This is a genomic window from Priestia sp. P5 (assembly GCF_029522155.1).
In the GTDB taxonomy this organism is placed as follows: Bacteria; Bacillota; Bacilli; order Bacillales; family Bacillaceae_H; genus Priestia; species Priestia megaterium_E.
Genome location: NZ_JAKWFJ010000001.1, coordinates 424605 through 442319 on the forward strand (window position 1 = coordinate 424605; position 17715 = coordinate 442319).

A 17715-nucleotide genomic window follows, 5' to 3' on the forward strand; every position below is an offset into this window, starting at 1 on the left:
GGGAAATGAATATGTTATTAAAAAAGCAAACGGTTTGGTTATTAACAATGCTAAGTTTAGTTGTTGTGTTATCGGTATATTATATGACAACGCCAGAAAATCCTCAGAGTAATGTTGCGTTAGTAGACAATGAAAAACAAAGCGAAAAGCAAGCTGATGATAAGGCTCCTGCAGAAGATACAAAACAACAGACAGATGAGAAATCAGGAACAAAAGAAGATTCAAAAACTGAAGGCTCAGCAGAAGATGTAAAGAAGGAAACGGCTAAAAATGCAAAAGAATCAGCGGTTGTATCAAGCACAGATAGCGATGAGCTATTTACGGCGCTTCGTTTGGAATTAAATGATGAAAGAAGTCAATTAAAAGAAGAGTATCAAGAAGTAGCGGCATCAAAAAATGTGACGCCTGCGGAAGTAAGCAAGGCGATGGATAAAATTGATGAATTATCAAAGCTCGGGGAAAAAGAAGCCACGCTGGAAACATTAATTAAAGCAAAAGGATACAGTGACGCGCTAGTAAGAGCAGACGGAAAGCAAGTACAAATTACGGTTAAGACAGAAAAACACTCAAAAACAAAAGCAAATCAAATCATTCAGCTAGTCAAAAAAGAAATGGGTCCAAAAGAAGTAGCGGTAGAGTTTCAGCCAACTAAATAAAGGGAATAAAAGAAGTGTGAAACAGCCGTAAATTGGGGTTGTTTACACTTCTTTTTTTATGAAATGACTAAAATCTAAGCGAGACGGTAAAAATTTTAACATGGCTTTCTTTTTTTACTTCGGTTATAATAGGTTTCATAATCTTATATTAGTACTAGGTGACAAATGTTTTCATACGTGTTGTCATCTGTAAAGCTATGTTTCCATTTATAAAACGATAACGCTAAAAAGTTATTATAGAGTAAGTGGAACTTCTTTTTAATGTTTGCCAAACGAATTGAATGGCTGTAGCCATCTGTCGTATTATTAACATTGTAGAGAATTCTATTTTCATGAGGTAGGAGTGTTCAATATGTTAAAAATTCAAGAGATCCGTGAGATCATTAAACTAGTTGATCAATCATCAATCGAGGAGTTCACCTATGAGCACGAAGGCTCCAAAATCAAGATGAAGAAAAAAGACGCAATTGTTTCCAAACAAGCGCAGCAAGTAATGGTTTCGGCACCTGAACAAGCGGCAGCACCTGCACCGCAGGCAGCAGCGGCTCCAGCGCCAGCCCCAGCAGCACAGTCTGCTCAACCAAAAGAAGAACAAGCGGCCCCAGCGGTTGATGAGAGCTTACATAAAATTACATCTCCGATGGTAGGGACATTCTATGCGTCATCATCGCCAGAATCAGATGTATACGTGACTCCTGGAGATAAAGTACAAAAAGATTCGGTTGTATGTATCGTAGAAGCAATGAAATTATTTAATGAAATCGAAGCAGAAGTTAAAGGTGAAATCGTTGACGTATTAGTTGAAAATGGACAACTTGTAGAATACGGTCAACCTCTTTTCTTAGTAAAGCCTGAATAAGGAGCGGTAAATATGATTAAAAAGCTATTAATTGCGAATCGAGGAGAAATTGCGGTTCGAATTATTCGAGCGTGTAAAGAATTAGGTGTAGAATCAGTAGCTGTTCATTCTCAAGCTGATCGTGACTCTTTGCATGTACAATTAGCAGACGAAGCGTATTGTATTGGACCAACGTCATCTAAAGACAGCTATTTAAACTTTACAAACATTATGAGCGTTGCGATGCTAACGGGCTGTGACGCCATTCACCCTGGATACGGCTTTTTAGCTGAAAACGCTGATTTTGCAGAGCTATGCAGAGAGTGTAACGTTACATTTGTAGGACCAAGTCCTGAAGCCATTAACAAAATGGGAACAAAAGACGTAGCGAGAGAAACGATGCGTGAAGCGGGTGTCCCAATTGTTCCTGGTTCAACTGGAATTGTAGAGTCAGTGGAAGACGGTATGTCAATTGCTAATGATATTGGCTATCCTGTTATTATTAAAGCAACGGCAGGAGGCGGAGGAAAAGGAATCCGCGTTGCGAAAAATGAACAAGAGCTTATCAAAGGTATTACAATTACACAGCAAGAAGCTGCTACAGCTTTCGGTAACCCTGGTGTGTACATTGAAAAGTTCATTGAGGATTTCCGTCACGTTGAGATCCAAGTGTTGGCTGATTCTCATGGGAATACTGTACATTTAGGAGAGCGTGATTGCTCGATTCAACGCCGTCTTCAAAAATTAATTGAAGAAACGCCTTCTCCAGCGTTAGACGAAAAAACCCGTGAATTAATGGGCGACGCTGCTGTTAAAGCCGCTCAAGCCGTTAATTACACAGGAGCCGGAACAGTGGAATTCATTTATGATTACCGTGAAAACAAATTTTACTTCATGGAAATGAATACACGTATCCAAGTAGAACACCCTGTTACAGAGATGGTGACAGGAGTTGACTTAATTAAAGAACAAATCAAAGTGGCAAATGGTGAAACTTTACCGTTTACGCAAGAAGAAGTGACATTTAACGGATGGGCAATTGAGTGCCGAATCAACGCAGAAAACCCAGAGAAAAACTTTATGCCATCACCAGGTACGATTCAAATGTACTTGCCGCCAGGTGGCTACGGAGTGCGCGTAGACTCTGCTGCATACCCGGGCTATGCAATCCCGCCTTACTATGATTCAATGGTGGCTAAATTGATTGTTCATGCGCCAACTCGTGAGGAAGCTATTGAACGAATGAAGCGCGCATTAGATGAATTTGTTATCGACGGCGTGGCGACCACTATTCCTTTTCACCAAAAACTATTAAATCATGAAAAATTTGTTAGCGGTGAATTCAACACGAAGTTTCTTGAGCTATATGACGTAATGAATTCTTAGTATAATATAAACTATAGGAGGTGCTGTACATGAATGAAAATCATGTATTAGAAATGGAAGAACACCCAAATTCTCTTGGCAAAGTAGAAATTGCTCCTGAGGTTATTGAAGTCATTGCGGGTATTGCTGCTTCTGAAGTAGAAGGCGTTTCTGCAATGAGAGGAAATTTTGCAGCTGGCGTTGTGGAGAAACTAGGAAAGAAAAACCACGGTAAAGGTGTAAAAGTGGACTTAACAGAAAACGGGATAAAAGTAGACGTATTTTGTATGATGAAGTTTGGAGTGTCTATTCCAAACGTAGCGCAACAAGTACAAGATAACATTCGTCAAGCCCTTAAAAATATGACAGCTATTGATCTCGATGAAGTAAACATTCATATCGTAGGGATTCAGTTTGACACGCAAAAAACTGATATTGAAGAAGTTGAATAAAACAAACGTTTACCTAACGGCTGTTGCTAAAATGGAATAACGTATGATTACTTGTTCCTTTTCAACACAAGCTATGGTAAAGTGAAAAAGACTGTCTCGTCATAAAGACGGTCTTTTTCGTGTTCTACAAACTTCGTATAAGAACAATGAAGTATCGTTTCATAAACTATGCTATTATCTAGGTATACTAGTTGAAGAAGATAAATAAAGGAGCAAAAATAATGAAAAGACATACAGCACGCCAAAAAGCATTACAAGCACTATTTCAGCATGATTTAGGGCAGACCGAGCCAATGGAGGCAATCGGAAATGTTGTACAAAATGAAAAGTCTGATCAATTTTTAGAAAGTCTCGTGCTAGGTGTGGTTGAACATCAGCAAGAAATTGATGAACTTTTACGCAATCATTTAGAAAAGTGGACGTTAGATCGTGTAGCTACTGTAGACCGCGTTATCCTACGTATTGCCGTATACGAAATGAAATATGAAGAAGAAATTCCTACGAGCGTTACGTTAAATGAAGCGATTGAATTAGCGAAAACGTTTGGCGATGATCAATCAAGCAAGTTTATCAATGGCGTATTGTCTAAAGTGTTAACAACTTTATCTAAATAAAGGTTCATCTTGCCAAATCAAGTGACCAAAATGCTTCTCTCCTTTATATAAAGGGGAGAGGGTGACTGCAAAGGAGGCAAAATGATGAGTGAAGTTCGTTATCTAACCGTTACGGCTCTTACACGATACATTAAGCGCAAGTTTGATGTAGACCCTCACATGCAAGATGTATGGATTAAAGGAGAAATTTCTAACTTTAAACGTCATAGTCGGGGACATATGTATTTCACCTTAAAAGATCAAAATGCTCGTATCGCAGCCGTTATGTTTGCTGGGCATAACCGGCAGCTTAATTTTCAGCCTGAAGAAGGAATGAATGTACTCATTCGAGCTGAAATTTCGGTGTATGAACCAAGCGGAAATTATCAAATGTACGTAAAAGAAATGCAGCCTGACGGCGTGGGAAACTTATACTTGGCCTACGAACAGCTGAAAAAAAAGCTGGAAAAAGAAGGCTTATTTGATCCTGCTAGGAAACGAAAGCTGCCGAAGTATCCAACAACAATAGGTGTGATTACGTCTCCAACTGGAGCAGCCGTACGTGATATTATTACGACATTAAAGCGCAGATATAACGCGAACATTATTGTTATGCCCGCTCTTGTTCAAGGAGTGAATGCGGCACCGTCTATCATTAAGGCAATTGAAGAAGCAAACCGTCGTAAAGAAGCAGACGTATTAATTGTTGGGCGCGGTGGTGGGTCAATTGAAGAGCTTTGGGCTTTTAACGAAGAAAGCGTTGCTCGTGCAATTTTCACTTCTACTATTCCTGTTATTTCAGCGGTTGGACATGAAACCGATTTTACAATTGCAGATTTTGTAGCAGATCTTCGCGCTCCTACTCCAACGGGTGCCGCGGAATTGGCTGTACCTCATATCAGTGAAATTACGGAAAGATTGACTCAGCGAAATATCCGTCTTCTTCGTTCGATGAAAGAAATGCTTCAGTCTAGTAGCCGCAGGCTTGAACGATCCCAGAAATCATATGCTTTTCGTTATCCTCAAAAGTTGGTCGAGCAAAAAGAGCAGCAGTTAGATCAGTTGATGGAGCGTTTTTATCGTGAAGGTAGAAGGTACATTGAACATAAACGGACGAACTACGAGCAGCTAACTGCTGCTTTGTCGCGCAATCATCCTGAGCACCAGTTAACGAAAGCAGCGGAGCGTCAACAGCAGCTGACAAAAATGCTGACAAAAGAGATGCAGCAGCTGCTAAAGCAAAAACAGCTTTTATTTGCCACGGCAACGTCAAAATTACATACGCTTAGTCCATTAAAAACAATGGAAAGAGGCTACAGCTTAGTATACGATGAAGAAAAAGAGTTAATTAAATCAACCAAACAAGTATCCGAAGGCGATGTGGTAAACGTTCGTTTGGCGGATGGACAATTGCAGTGTGAAGTTTCGAAAATAGAGGAGCGATGAAAAATGGCGACAAATAAAGAGTATACGTTTGAAGAGGCGATGGAACAGTTAGAAACCATCGTAAACAAGCTAGAAGAAGGCGACGTGCCTTTAGAAGAAGCAATTCAACAATTCCAAGAAGGAATGACTCTTTCAAAATTCTGTCACGATCGTCTTCAGCATATTGAAAAGCAAATGGAAACTATTTTACGTGAAGACGGAACGCTTGAGCCATTCTCGGTACAGGAGGAAGAGTGATGGTGAATGAAATGAATTTAAAAGAGTATATTTCTTTTACAAAAGATCGAGTAGAAACACGCTTGCCTGAAGTGGTAAACGCATTACATGCTCCGGTTAACTTAAAGGAATCCATGCTTTACTCTCTTACGGCAGGAGGAAAGCGACTTCGCCCAGTGATGTTATTCGCCACGCTACATGCGTTTGGAAAAGACGAGAGCATGGGATTAGAAACAGCATGTGCAGTGGAAATGATTCATACATATTCTCTCATTCACGATGATTTACCCAGTATGGATGATGACGACTTAAGAAGAGGAAAACCGACGAATCACAAGGTGTACGGCGAAGCAACGGCTATATTAGCTGGAGATGCTCTTTTAACAAATAGCTTTCAGCTCATTTCTGAAGCAGCCCATCCTGAAATTACGTCACATATGAAGCTTCAGCTCATTACAGAACTGGTAAAAGCAAGCGGAACAGAAGGTATGATCAGCGGACAGGTTGCGGATATGGAAGGCGAAAAAAAGCAGCTCACGCTAGACGAGCTTGAATATATTCACCTTCATAAAACGGGGAAGCTGCTAGGGTTTTGTGTAAAAGCAGGAGCTATTCTTGCAAAAGCTACGCCTCTACAGCAAGAATTATTAGAAGAATTCAGTAAGCACGTAGGGTTAGCGTTTCAAATTCAAGATGATATCTTGGATGTCGAAGGGTCTGAAGAAAAATTAGGAAAGCCAATTGGCAGTGATACAGAAAATGAAAAAACGACATATCCTTCTTTGTTAGGTATGGAAGCGGCCAAAGAAAAGTTACAGTATCATGTTGAACAAGCACTTCTCTCGTTACGTCAAGCTCAAATTAAGCACGGATTACTAGAAGAAATTTGTTTATATATAGCAAAACGTGATAGTTAATGACGATTTCTGTCAGGTTTTTTGAGTGATACAGTAAAATAAGATTGAGTCCCAATAGGGGCTATGCTATAATGATTTTACTACTGTATAAAAGCGTAGTGCATAGGTTTGAAAGACATATACAATATCTTGGTGGCCGTTATCACATTTGTGTTAGCGGCTATTTTTTCACTGTTTTCCTTTGAATATCACTGGTTTACTGATAGAATATCAAAGGTATTGTAAGTAATAAGGAAATACTAAAAATTGACTATACGTATAAAACAATAGACAATGTATTAAGGTAACTTTATAACAAGTACGAAAGTGAGTGATCCACCTTGGATCTTACAACGATAAAAAATCCTGAGTTTTTAAAGAAAATGTCAGTAACACAATTAGAAGAACTAAGTGAAGAGATTCGTCGTTTTTTAATTACAAAGCTTTCTGCAACTGGTGGTCATATAGGGCCGAATCTGGGGGTTGTTGAGTTAACGCTTGCACTCCATAAAGTGTTCGACAGCCCAAAAGATAAATTTTTATGGGACGTCGGGCATCAGTCGTATGTCCATAAAATTTTAACAGGACGAGCGGGAGAGTTTGATACAATCCGTCAATATAAAGGATTATGCGGTTTTCCAAAGCGTGACGAAAGTGAGCATGACGTATGGGAAACGGGACATAGTTCTACATCTCTTTCAGCCGCAATGGGAATGGCTGCTGCAAGAGATTTGCAAAAAACAAAAGCTCATATTGTTCCTATCATTGGTGACGGAGCTTTAACAGGTGGTATGGCTCTTGAAGCGCTTAACCACATCGGTCACGAGCAAACAGATATGACCGTTATTTTAAATGACAATGAAATGTCTATCGCTCCTAACGTGGGGGCTGTACACAGTATTCTAGGACGTTTGCGCACGGCGGGCAAATACAACTGGGTAAAAGATGAGCTTGAAGTCTTGCTGAAAAAAGTGCCTGCAGTAGGCGGGAAGCTTGCGGCAACGGCAGAACGTGTAAAAGATGGCCTAAAGTACATGGTCGTGTCAGGCATGTTTTTTGAAGATCTTGGCTTTACGTATTTAGGCCCGGTTGACGGCCATAGCTATGATGATTTATTGGAAACGTTACAATATGCAAAGAAAACAAAAGGACCGGTACTGATTCACGTTATTACGAAAAAAGGGAAAGGGTACTTGCCGGCGGAAAGCGATAAAAGCGGAGCATGGCATGGTACAGGCCCTTACAAAATTGAGTCTGGTGACTTTATTAAAGACAAAAATGTTCCGATTGCTTGGAGTAAATTAGTAAGTGATACGGTATTGAAGATGGCTAGAGAAGATGATCGCATTGTAGCCGTAACGCCAGCAATGCCTGTGGGTTCAAAACTCGAAGCGTTTCAAAAAGAGTTTCCACATCGCATGTTTGATGTTGGGATTGCAGAGCAGCATGCAACAACAATGGCAGCGGGTCTTGCAACTCAAAATATGAAGCCCTTTTTAGCTATTTATTCTACGTTTTTACAGCGTGCATACGATCAGGTGGTTCATGATATTTGCCGTCAGAAGCTAAATGTATTTATTGGGATTGATCGCGCTGGGCTAGTAGGTGCTGATGGTGAAACGCATCAAGGCGTGTTTGATATTGCATTCTTACGTCATTTGCCTAACCTTGTTATTATGATGCCAAAAGACGAGAATGAAGGCCAGCACATGGTTCACACTGCTTTGACTTATGAAGAAGGTCCGATTGCTATGCGCTATGCTAGAGGAAACGGATTAGGTGTTGAACTAGATTCAGAACTGAAAAACATTCCGATCGGTACATGGGACGTATTAAAAGAAGGTTCAGATACAACCATTTTAACGTTTGGTACAACGATTTCAATGGCGATGGATGCAGCAGCAGAACTTGAGAAGCAAGGAATCAGCGTCAAAGTGGTAAATGCTCGTTTTATTAAACCGCTGGATGAAAAAATGCTTCATGAGATTTTCCAAACTAGTAAGCCTGTGATTGCGGTAGAAGAAGCGGTACTTCAAGGCGGTTTTGGAAGCGCGGTGTTAGAGTTTGCATCAGAGCACGGCTATTATGATACGCGCGTTGAACGTATGGGAATTCCAGATCGCTTTATCGAGCACGGCAGCGTAACAAAACTTTTAGAAGAAATTGGCTTAACCAAAGAAGAGATTATAAATCGAGTTAAAAAACTCGTAACACCAACACAAAAGAGGCTTGAAGTTAAGTGACAAAAAAAGAACGAGTAGATGTATTATTAGTAGAACGAGGTTTGATTGAAACAAGAGAAAAAGCAAAGCGTACAGTGATGGCAGGACTTGTCTATGCGAATGAAGTCCGTTTAGATAAGCCGGGAGAGAAAATTGAACGCGATACGCCGCTGACAATTAAAGGTGCAGTAATGCCTTACGTCAGCAGAGGCGGCTTTAAGCTTGAAAAAGCGATTAAAGAATTTAATGTCCATGTAGCGGATAAAATCATGATTGATATTGGTTCTTCTACTGGAGGCTTTACTGATTGTGCGCTTCAAAATGGAGCGAAGATGTCCTATGCGCTAGACGTAGGCTATAATCAGCTAGCTTGGAAGCTTCGTCAAGATGAGCGAGTAGAAGTAATGGAACGAACAAATTTCCGTTACGTGACGCCAGCTGATTTATCAAGAGGCTTGCCTGAATTCGCTTCTATTGATGTCTCATTTATTTCCTTAAGACTCATTCTTCCTGTGTTAAAAACACTTCTTGTTCCACACAGCGATGTTGTTGCGCTCGTTAAGCCACAGTTTGAGGCTGGAAGAGAGCAAGTTGGGAAAAAAGGAATCGTGCGTGATTCAAAAGTGCATGAAGAAGTCCTTCAAGGCATGGTGGATTTCTCGCTTCGTCAAGGATACGATGTATATAACATGTCGTATTCACCGATAACAGGAGGAGATGGAAATATCGAATTTCTTCTCCACCTGCGCTGGAAAGGCGAGCGTGAACTCGGCGAAAATCAAGCTCCGCTTACTGTGCGTGAAGTAGTCGAAGAAGCGCATAAAACGTTAAAAGAGAAAAAGTAATAATGGCCAATGTTAAGCGAAGACTTAGCATTGGCGATTTGATTATGACTCTTTATATAAAAAGGTGCATAATCAAGTTGAACACATTATGATACTTAAATAGTGAAAGACTTATACACAACAACACAAAAAGAAGATTACATATTAATGTGAGGTGCCAACATGAATAAAGGGCAAAGACATATTAAAATTCGTGATATTATCACGAATAATGATATTGAAACACAGGATGAATTGGTAGATATTTTAAAAAACCAAGGTTTTAATGTAACACAGGCAACAATCTCTCGTGATATTAAAGAATTGCACTTAGTCAAAGTGCCTTTGATGGACGGTCGATACAAATACAGCTTGCCTGCAGATCAGCGTTTTAATCCCTTACAAAAGTTAAAGCGCTCTCTTATGGACGCATTTGTAAAAATTGATTCAGCTGGGCATATGTTGGTGATGAAAACATTACCGGGAAACGCAAATGCGATTGGCGCATTAATTGATCATTTGGACTGGGATGAAATATTAGGAACAATTTGTGGAGACGATACATGTTTGATTATTTGCCGTACTCCTGAAGATACGCAAATTATATCAGACCGATTCTTAGAAATGTTATAAAGGTGAGTGAAGCAGGTTGTTAGCTGAATTATCCATTAAAAACTTTGCGATTATTGATGAACTTTCTGTTTCATTTGAAAAAGGCTTAACGGTATTAACAGGCGAAACAGGAGCGGGGAAATCGATTATTATTGATGCCATTTCATTGTTAGTAGGTGGGAGAGGCTCTTCGGAGTTTGTCCGCCACGGAACAGACAGAGCCGAAATTGAAGGACTTTTCTTATTTGATGAAGAACAGCATCCAAGTCATGAAAAAGCTAAACAAGTCGGTTTGGAAGTGGAAGATGGAATGATTGTGCTTCGCCGAGATATCACTACAAATGGGAAAAGTATTTGCCGCATCAACGGTAAGCTCGTAACGTTAGCTATCCTACGTGAAGTTGGACAGACGTTAATTGATATACATGGACAGCACGAGCACCAAGATTTAATGAATCAAGATCGTCACTTAACTCTTCTTGATCAATATGGAGGAGAAAAAGTAGAAGAGGCTTTGACGGAGTATCGAGAGGTATTTTCTAGGTATACATCGCTAAAAAAGCAGCTCGATCAATTAACTGAAAATGAACAGCAGATGGCACATCGCCTCGATCTTATTCAATTTCAATTAGATGAAATCAAAGCGGCAAATTTGCAGCTGAACGAAGACGAGGAACTAAATGAAGAGCGTTTGAAGATTTCTAACTTTGAAAAGATCTATACGTCATTAAACGATGCATACAATGCGCTGCATGGTGAACATCAAGGTTTAGATTGGGTAGGCGTAGCCATGAATCATACGGAGGATATTTCATCACTGGAAAAAAACTATGCCGAAATTTCTGAGATCATTTCATCGAGCTTCTATCAGCTAGAAGACGCATCTTATAAAATTCGTCAGCAGCTTGATTTATTAGAATTTGATCCCAAACGCTTAGACTTTATTGAAGCGCGCTTGAATGAAATTAATCACTTAAAGCGTAAATACGGTCAAAGTGTAGACGAAATTCTAGAATATGCTGCACAAATTGAAGATGAAATTGATCGTATTGAAAATCGAGATACGCATGTGAGCAAAATTAAAGAACAGTTAAACAGCGTAGCGCAGGATTTATTAGTAGAAGCTAATAACGTTTCAGCTATTCGAAAAAAACTTGCTCAAGAGTTAACGGACAGCATCCATCATGAGCTTCAAGAACTGTATATGGCTAAGACCGTATTTCAAATTAAATTCTCTGTTGTAAATGCAGGTAAAAATGACGTTGAAGTAAATGGAGAAAGAATAAAATTCACCAAAGACGGCATTGACAACGTAGAGTTTTATATTTCTACCAATCCTGGTGAACCGTTAAAACCTCTTGCAAAAGTAGCATCAGGAGGAGAACTGTCAAGAATTATGCTGGCGTTAAAGAGCATCTTCTCTAAGCATCAAGGTGTGACGTCCATTATCTTTGATGAAGTTGATACAGGTGTAAGTGGAAGAGTAGCTCAATCGATTGGTGAAAAAATACATGCTATTTCCGTTGATTCACAAGTTCTCTGTATATCTCATCTGCCGCAGGTAGCAGCGATGGCAGATACTCATCTCTTTATTGCTAAAGAGGTAAAAGGTGATCGTACAACGACGTCTGTTCTTCCATTAACTCTTGATGAAAAAGTAAAAGAAATTGGTCGAATGATTGCAGGAGCTGAAATTACAAGCTTAACAAAGGAACATGCCAAAGAGCTTTTAGATTTAGCGGATAAGATGAAGCACACCATTTAATAAAACACCTTTTAACACGTAACAGTATGTGTTAAAGGTGTTTTTTTATACAAAATGGAGAAACTGAAAATGTTTCCTTGCACTTCTTTTCATTTTTCTCTGAACTTCTGTTATAAATGCGCTCTAAGAAGGCTAAATTAAATGTGTAGCCATTTAGGCGAGGAAGCGAGGAGAGTGAAAACATGCAAAATCGATACAGACATATAATTGGTGCGATTCTCCTTGTTTCGTTCATTTTTGTAGGATTTATTCCAGTTGTGCAACAATATATACACATTCCAAAACAAATCGTCTTATTTGAACAGCAAAAAGAAAAAATTAATACGACATTACCGCTTAGCGTAGAAGCTTCGTCACCTGTTTACGATGTAACAAGTAACAAGGCGAAGCTGACCGTAGCAGGCAAACAGGTAGGCAAAGAAGAGTTGATGCTTCATTTGGCCGGTATTCCTGTAAAGCGTGTAGACGTGCAGGTATTATCTGATTTTAAAGTCATTCCAGGTGGACAATCAATCGGTGTGAAATTAAATTCAAAAGGTGTTCTTGTTGTAGGCTATCATCAGGTAGATACAGCAAAAGGTAAAAAATCTCCTGGCGAAATTGCGGGTATTCAAGTTGGAGATATGATTACGAAGATTAATGGTAAAACCATTGAAAAAATGAGTGATATTACACCGTTTATTCAGCAGGCAGGAAAAACGGGTGAACCATTAAATCTGCATATTTTAAGAGAAAAAAAGCAGTTTGATACTAAGTTGTATCCGTTAAAAGATAAGCAAGATTATGCGTACAGAATTGGTTTATACATCCGTGATTCAGCTGCAGGAATTGGCACAATGACTTTTTATGATCCAAAATCTAAAAAATACGGCGCTTTAGGCCACGTTATTTCGGATATGGATACGAAAAAGCCAATCGTAGTAGAAGATGGACAAATTGTCCGTTCGACCGTTACATCAATTGAGAAAGGTTCTAACGGCGTTCCCGGTGAAAAGCTAGCAAGGTTTTCTGAAGATAGACAAATCATTGGAAATATTACACGAAATAGTCCTTTTGGTATTTTTGGAAAATTGTCTTCAACGATGGAAAACGGAATAATGGATAAAGCAATGCCAATTGCCCTATCTCATCAAGTAAAAGAAGGACCGGCTAAAATTCTAACGGTAGTAGATGATGATCAAGTGGAAGAATTTGATATTGAAATTATGAGTACTATACCTCAAAAGTTTCCGGCTACTAAAGGAATGGTTATTAAAATTACAGATCCTAAATTGTTAAAGAAAACAGGTGGAATTGTTCAAGGAATGAGCGGGAGCCCAATTATTCAAAACGGTAAAGTCGTTGGAGCGGTTACCCATGTTTTTGTAAATGATCCTACCTCGGGTTATGGTGTCCATATTGAATGGATGCTTAACGAAGCAGGAATTGATATTTATAAAAATAATCGAAAAAAAGCGAGCTAATGTTGTCATTAGTTCGCTTTTTTTGATAAAAATTATTGTCGTAAATGTACGAGAAAAACGTCGAAAAACAAAGAAAATAAGAGAAAATCGAATAAATTCCATTTAAAAGACTTTTTTCTAAAAAAATAAAGGAAATAATGTTGCATTGTCGAATTTGTCCTTTAGAATAAAGAATAGAGACACGTAGGAAACGACGTATAACATAAAGGACTGAGGAGGAAGCTGCATTGAAAAAAATTAAAGTATGCTTGGTTGATGATAATCGGGAACTAATTGGTTTGCTTGAAGATTATATTTCAGAGCAAGAAGACATGGAAGTAATCGGAGTAGCTTACAATGGACAAGAGTGTTTATCCATTTTAAAAGATAAAGATCCGGATGTTCTTGTATTAGACATTATTATGCCGCATCTAGATGGATTAGCAGTTTTAGGTCAGTTAAAAGAAATGAAAAAAGAAAATTATCCAAATGTCATTATGCTAACGGCATTTGGTCAAGAAGACGTAACGAAAAAAGCGGTCGATTTAGGAGCTGCTTATTTTATTCTAAAGCCGTTTGATATGGAAAACTTAGTGAATCATATTCGTCAAGTTAGCGGACAAACATCTTCATTTATGCAACGTTCATCTTCTTCCATGCGTTCACATCGCGACAGCAAACCAGCAAATTTAGATGCAAGCATTACGAGCATCATTCACGAAATTGGTGTACCTGCTCACATCAAAGGCTATTTATATTTGAGAGAAGCCATTTCAATGGTATATAAGGATATTGAGCTGCTTGGTTCGATTACAAAAGTACTGTATCCTGATATTGCAAAAAAATATAATACAACGGCAAGCCGCGTTGAGCGCGCCATTCGTCATGCCATTGAAGTAGCATGGAGCCGAGGAAATATTGATTCCATTTCTTCATTATTCGGATATACTGTCAGCATGTCAAAAGCGAAGCCGACAAACAGTGAATTTATCGCCATGGTTGCGGATAAATTACGCCTTGAACATAAAGCGAGTTGAAAGGGATAGGACTGCTGGAATTACGGGGTTTTGAGTGAGCTGATACCTTTTGTAATACAGAGTACATGCCGATAAACTTTTGGAAATTACACTAGATAGTAAACTGAAAACCAATAAACTTTTTACTGCAGGGCCGATGAATTTTAATCATTCATTGGTCTTTTTATTTTGTTTTAAGAGGTGAAAATATTGAGGGTAATGGAACGTGCATCTTGTTTTTCTTCATATCCATAGTGGTGTATTTTATTGAAATAATTTATTTAATTGTTATGAGGGTTTTGTACTTGAAAGAGGATTTAGAAGATGCATTAAAAAATTTGTCTCCATATTTTAAATGTGATATGGATGAGTAAATTATAAGAAAAGCAGCCTTTTCTGAAGGCTGCTTTTTTTAATCCATTAATTTAGCAATCGGTTTTGAAAGGAACAGAACAATAATTCCAAGTACAATTGTTACAGCTCCGATTAAGCTGAAGATATCGAAATAACCTAAAGACTGTGTATAAGATGCAAGAACACCTGCTAGCTTATTAGCGACAGCAGAGCTTGCCATCCATACGCCCATTAAAAGAGAAGCAAGCTTTAATGGAGCTAGTCTACTTACCATAGACAGCCCTACTGGCGAAATCATAAGCTCAGCTAGCGTGTGCAGGAAGTAAGTGAAAATCATGAACAGGATATTTACTTTTAAAGCTGGGTCATTACCAGTATACATAACGGCTGGAATTAAAATTAAGAATCCTAATCCAACTGTTACAAGTCCCATACCCATTTTTGTTGGCGTTTTGAAATCACCGCGCTTTGAATTTCCTAGCTTGTACCAAACTAGTGACATAATTGGTGCTAAAATCATGATAAACAGCGGATTCAATGATTGGAACCACTCTGTTGGAACCGTGAAACTACCTATTTGACGATTAATTTGATCTTGAGCATATAGCGTTAAAGAACTTCCGGCCTGTTCAAAAGCTGTCCAAAAAGCAATAACAACGAAGGCTAGAATAACGATAGCAACCGTTCTTTTCTTTTCTCGTGCTGACAGCGGAGCAGTTGATGTTTGAGATGCCGCTGCGTGAACTTTTCCTGTAGGCTCTTTCCCGATATCGCCTAAGTAGCGATTAGCCAGTAGGTTAAATAAAATTTGTCCAACAACCATTCCGATAGCTGCTGTTAAGAATCCGTATTTGTAACTCATTAATCCAACAACTAACGGTGCGAAAAATGCACCAAAGTTAATACCCATATAAAAAATGGTAAAAGCACCGTCACGGCGAGGATCATTTTCTTCATAAAGATCTCCGACCAATGTGGAGATATTTGGTTTGAAAAATCCGTTTCCGATAATTAATAAAGCAAGTCCGATATACAAAGCGGCTATGCTTTGATGAATAAAGATGGAAAAATTCCCGAGTGCCATAATCACACCACCGATAGTGATGGCTAGCCTTCTTCCGAGGAAGCGGTCTGTTAAATATCCGCCAATCATCGGCGTAATGTAAACAGCACTAGTGAATGTTCCATATAAGCTCAGTGCAGTTGCTTTATCTACGCCGAGTCCACCTTGAGCAGCGGTAGCAGTTAAATAAAGAACCAGAATGGCTCTCATTCCATAATAACTAAATCTTTCCCATGCCTCAGTAGCGAATAATAAGTACAGTCCAGGAGGGTGTTTTTTCCTAGACCCATTTGGCTGCTGATTTTCGTGTTGTACAGCTGCTTGCATAATGAAGTCCCCCTAAAATTTTTCTCATACTATTTAATTCTTTTATTTGAATTGATCAAAAAATCAGAATATAAGTACTGGAATAAAAATAATGTATTTTTATTTTAGTAGAAAAACATTAATTTCGTCAATGAAATTATATGGAAAAATCAAAAAATAATTAAATATACATAAAAAAGTATTAAATTACTTATCTAAAAGCATTTTTAAAAATACATTTATATTATTAAATATTCTAATATATGTTATGGGGAATGGAGTTAGAAAGTAATACTATTTTTGGAAATGAAAATTCGAAAGAAAAAAGGATCTGTTATTCAGATCCTTTTTTATCTTCGCCCGCATTTAATTCGGCAAGTTTCTGCAGCAAAATATGCTGAGGCATATGCATTAATTGCTCGAGGGGGATATTTAATTGTTCCGCTAATTTTACGGCTGTATCCGGTGAAATTTGCAGTGGTCTCATACACAACGACCTCCTTTTGCATATAAAGTAATGAAAGTAAAAAAGTATAAACAGTAAATTCGTGCTTTCACTATTAAGTAATGCTAAAGTTAATAATAAGTGATAATAGAGGAGTTGAGCAAGTATGTTTGTAATAGGTCATCGCGGCGCAGCTGGAACGTTTCCTGAAAATACGATGATTTCCTTCAAAGAAGCAGCGAGAGTTGGAGCACACGGAATTGAACTTGATGTGCATATGACAAAGGATGGAGAACTTGCTGTAATTCATGATGAAAAAGTAGATCGAACGACGAATGGAAAAGGGTATGTAAAAGATTTTACGTATCAAGATTTACAAAAATTAGATGCGAGCTATAAGTTCAAAAAAAAGTATGGAGTATGTAAAATCCCCACGTTAAATGAAGTAATGGAGTGGGCTTCAAGTGAAGGAATTAGCGTAAATATTGAGTTGAAAAACAATATATTTGACTATCCATACTTGGAAATGAAAGTCTTGGATTTAATTTATTTATACAAGATGAAGGATCGAACGATGATTTCATCTTTTAATCATAACAGCTTAGCCCGAATTGGTTCTCTGGATTCTACGATTGAAACAGCTATTTTATACTCTTATCCGATGTATGAGCCTTGGGTATATGCGCAGCATCTTGGCGCAAAAGCTCTTCACCCTAATCAGCGTACCGTTAATGAAGTAAATGTAGCCGCTTCAAAAGATTGTCAAATTCCAGTGCGACCTTACACAGTAAATGATGTGAAAGTAGCTGAGCAGCTTCGGAAATATGGATGTGAATCCGTTATTACCGATTATCCAGAAAAAATGGTGAAGCAATTTGGAGGGCGCTTTTCCTAAAAAAACATCGCATTAATGCGATGTTTTTTTATCTTTTTGAAATCGGTTTTGAACTTTGTTTCGCTTGCGGTCTCTGTGCAGAATAAAGCCAGCAACAAATCCAAGGCCGATTAAAAATAATAGAAGGCCGACTGAAAATTGCAAAAATAAAGAAGGGAACGGGGATTGCAGGATGCCAAAAATCATATCTCTCATAAGTTTAATGCCATAGCCAGCGAGTATACCAGGAATAAGTAAGATTAGCAGTGCGATAATTCGAACCATAACTGCTCCTTTCGCTTCTCTTTTTTAAAATGAATGCGTTTACAT

Annotated in this window: 18 protein-coding genes; 15 read left to right on the top strand and 3 right to left on the bottom strand. The window is 38.5% G+C overall.

The window, feature by feature from the left end; translation table 11 throughout:
• Positions 1-5: 5 nt before the first annotated feature.
• The 14 genes from MMB69_RS02210 (at position 6) to spo0A (ending at position 14364) form a co-directional block, all read left to right on the top strand.
• Entirely contained in the window at positions 6-656 is a 651-nt protein-coding gene (locus tag MMB69_RS02210) for a SpoIIIAH-like family protein (protein ID WP_225049505.1), read from the top strand.
• A 352-nt stretch (positions 657-1008) separates the two neighbouring features.
• Positions 1009-1515: an acetyl-CoA carboxylase biotin carboxyl carrier protein gene (gene accB, locus MMB69_RS02215; RefSeq protein ID WP_221784562.1), complete on the top strand. Its 507-nt coding sequence runs from the start codon at positions 1009-1011 to the stop codon at positions 1513-1515.
• A 12-nt stretch (positions 1516-1527) separates the two neighbouring features.
• On the top strand, positions 1528-2880 hold the full coding sequence (accC, locus tag MMB69_RS02220) for an acetyl-CoA carboxylase biotin carboxylase subunit (protein ID WP_013084993.1): 1353 nt from the start codon (positions 1528-1530) through the stop codon (positions 2878-2880).
• Positions 2881-2909: 29 nt separating this feature from the next.
• On the top strand, positions 2910-3311 hold the full coding sequence (locus tag MMB69_RS02225) for an Asp23/Gls24 family envelope stress response protein (protein WP_013059143.1): 402 nt from the start codon (positions 2910-2912) through the stop codon (positions 3309-3311).
• Between the two features lie 221 nt (positions 3312-3532).
• On the top strand, positions 3533-3925 hold the full coding sequence (gene nusB, locus MMB69_RS02230; protein ID WP_013059142.1) for a transcription antitermination factor NusB: 393 nt from the start codon (positions 3533-3535) through the stop codon (positions 3923-3925).
• An 84-nt stretch (positions 3926-4009) separates the two neighbouring features.
• Positions 4010-5350 carry an exodeoxyribonuclease VII large subunit gene (gene xseA, locus MMB69_RS02235; RefSeq protein ID WP_050688160.1) on the top strand — a complete coding sequence of 447 codons (1341 nt, stop codon included), beginning with the start codon at positions 4010-4012 and terminating at the stop codon, positions 5348-5350.
• 3 nt (positions 5351-5353) lie between these two features.
• Positions 5354-5587, top strand: coding sequence for an exodeoxyribonuclease VII small subunit (locus MMB69_RS02240; protein WP_013059140.1), 234 nt, complete (start codon positions 5354-5356; stop codon positions 5585-5587).
• The gene (locus tag MMB69_RS02245) at positions 5587-6483 is read left to right on the top strand and encodes a polyprenyl synthetase family protein (protein ID WP_221784561.1); all 897 of its coding nucleotides are present in this window, start codon (positions 5587-5589) and stop codon (positions 6481-6483) included. The genes MMB69_RS02240 and MMB69_RS02245 overlap by 1 nt, the downstream gene beginning before the upstream one ends.
• A gap of 320 nt (positions 6484-6803) precedes the next feature.
• The gene (gene dxs, locus MMB69_RS02250) at positions 6804-8705 is read left to right on the top strand and encodes a 1-deoxy-D-xylulose-5-phosphate synthase (protein WP_221784560.1); all 1902 of its coding nucleotides are present in this window, start codon (positions 6804-6806) and stop codon (positions 8703-8705) included.
• Positions 8702-9529 (top strand): TlyA family RNA methyltransferase, encoded by an 828-nt coding sequence (locus MMB69_RS02255; protein WP_057233494.1) that lies wholly within the window; start codon positions 8702-8704, stop codon positions 9527-9529. The genes dxs and MMB69_RS02255 overlap by 4 nt, the downstream gene beginning before the upstream one ends.
• A gap of 162 nt (positions 9530-9691) precedes the next feature.
• Positions 9692-10141 carry a transcriptional regulator AhrC/ArgR gene (gene ahrC, locus MMB69_RS02260; RefSeq protein ID WP_013059136.1) on the top strand — a complete coding sequence of 150 codons (450 nt, stop codon included), beginning with the start codon at positions 9692-9694 and terminating at the stop codon, positions 10139-10141.
• A gap of 16 nt (positions 10142-10157) precedes the next feature.
• Complete coding sequence (gene recN / locus MMB69_RS02265) at positions 10158-11885, top strand: DNA repair protein RecN (RefSeq protein WP_221784559.1); 1728 nt, start codon at positions 10158-10160, stop codon at positions 11883-11885.
• Positions 11886-12067: 182 nt separating this feature from the next.
• On the top strand, positions 12068-13348 hold the full coding sequence (gene spoIVB, locus MMB69_RS02270) for a SpoIVB peptidase (RefSeq protein ID WP_028411587.1): 1281 nt from the start codon (positions 12068-12070) through the stop codon (positions 13346-13348).
• Between the two features lie 227 nt (positions 13349-13575).
• Entirely contained in the window at positions 13576-14364 is a 789-nt protein-coding gene (gene spo0A / locus MMB69_RS02275; RefSeq protein ID WP_013084985.1) for a sporulation transcription factor Spo0A, read from the top strand.
• A gap of 391 nt (positions 14365-14755) precedes the next feature.
• Here spo0A and MMB69_RS02280 read toward each other — a convergent pair whose 3' ends face one another.
• Both MMB69_RS02280 and MMB69_RS02285 read right to left on the bottom strand, forming a co-directional pair.
• Complete coding sequence (locus MMB69_RS02280; RefSeq protein WP_221784558.1) at positions 14756-16087, bottom strand: peptide MFS transporter; 1332 nt, start codon at positions 16085-16087, stop codon at positions 14756-14758.
• A 313-nt stretch (positions 16088-16400) separates the two neighbouring features.
• On the bottom strand, positions 16401-16553 hold the full coding sequence (locus tag MMB69_RS02285) for a YycC family protein (protein ID WP_064504589.1): 153 nt from the start codon (positions 16551-16553) through the stop codon (positions 16401-16403).
• Positions 16554-16677: 124 nt separating this feature from the next.
• Here MMB69_RS02285 and MMB69_RS02290 point away from each other — a divergent pair, with 124 nt between their 5' ends.
• A complete protein-coding gene (locus MMB69_RS02290) occupies positions 16678-17406 on the top strand; it encodes a glycerophosphodiester phosphodiesterase (protein WP_116514846.1) in 729 nt (242 codons plus the stop codon).
• 12 nt (positions 17407-17418) lie between these two features.
• Here MMB69_RS02290 and MMB69_RS02295 read toward each other — a convergent pair whose 3' ends face one another.
• Positions 17419-17670, bottom strand: coding sequence for a DUF2627 domain-containing protein (locus MMB69_RS02295; protein WP_013059128.1), 252 nt, complete (start codon positions 17668-17670; stop codon positions 17419-17421).
• Positions 17671-17715 lie beyond the last annotated feature (45 nt).

Excerpts from the sequence above, each read along its gene's own strand:
- MMB69_RS02210 (WP_225049505.1), top strand. The coding sequence starts at position 6 with ATGAATATGTTATTAAAAAAGCAAACGGTTTGGTTATTAACAATGCTA.
- accB (WP_221784562.1), top strand. The coding sequence starts at position 1,009 with ATGTTAAAAATTCAAGAGATCCGTGAGATCATTAAACTAGTTGATCAA.
- accC (WP_013084993.1), top strand. The coding sequence starts at position 1,528 with ATGATTAAAAAGCTATTAATTGCGAATCGAGGAGAAATTGCGGTTCGA.
- MMB69_RS02225 (WP_013059143.1), top strand. The coding sequence starts at position 2,910 with ATGAATGAAAATCATGTATTAGAAATGGAAGAACACCCAAATTCTCTT.
- nusB (WP_013059142.1), top strand. The coding sequence starts at position 3,533 with ATGAAAAGACATACAGCACGCCAAAAAGCATTACAAGCACTATTTCAG.
- xseA (WP_050688160.1), top strand. The coding sequence starts at position 4,010 with ATGAGTGAAGTTCGTTATCTAACCGTTACGGCTCTTACACGATACATT.
- MMB69_RS02240 (WP_013059140.1), top strand. The coding sequence starts at position 5,354 with ATGGCGACAAATAAAGAGTATACGTTTGAAGAGGCGATGGAACAGTTA.
- MMB69_RS02245 (WP_221784561.1), top strand. The coding sequence starts at position 5,587 with ATGGTGAATGAAATGAATTTAAAAGAGTATATTTCTTTTACAAAAGAT.
- ahrC (WP_013059136.1), top strand. The coding sequence starts at position 9,692 with ATGAATAAAGGGCAAAGACATATTAAAATTCGTGATATTATCACGAAT.
- spoIVB (WP_028411587.1), top strand. The coding sequence starts at position 12,068 with ATGCAAAATCGATACAGACATATAATTGGTGCGATTCTCCTTGTTTCG.
- MMB69_RS02280 (WP_221784558.1), bottom strand. The coding sequence starts at position 16,087 with ATGCAAGCAGCTGTACAACACGAAAATCAGCAGCCAAATGGGTCTAGG.
- MMB69_RS02285 (WP_064504589.1), bottom strand. The coding sequence starts at position 16,553 with ATGAGACCACTGCAAATTTCACCGGATACAGCCGTAAAATTAGCGGAA.
- MMB69_RS02290 (WP_116514846.1), top strand. The coding sequence starts at position 16,678 with ATGTTTGTAATAGGTCATCGCGGCGCAGCTGGAACGTTTCCTGAAAAT.
- MMB69_RS02295 (WP_013059128.1), bottom strand. The coding sequence starts at position 17,670 with ATGGTTCGAATTATCGCACTGCTAATCTTACTTATTCCTGGTATACTC.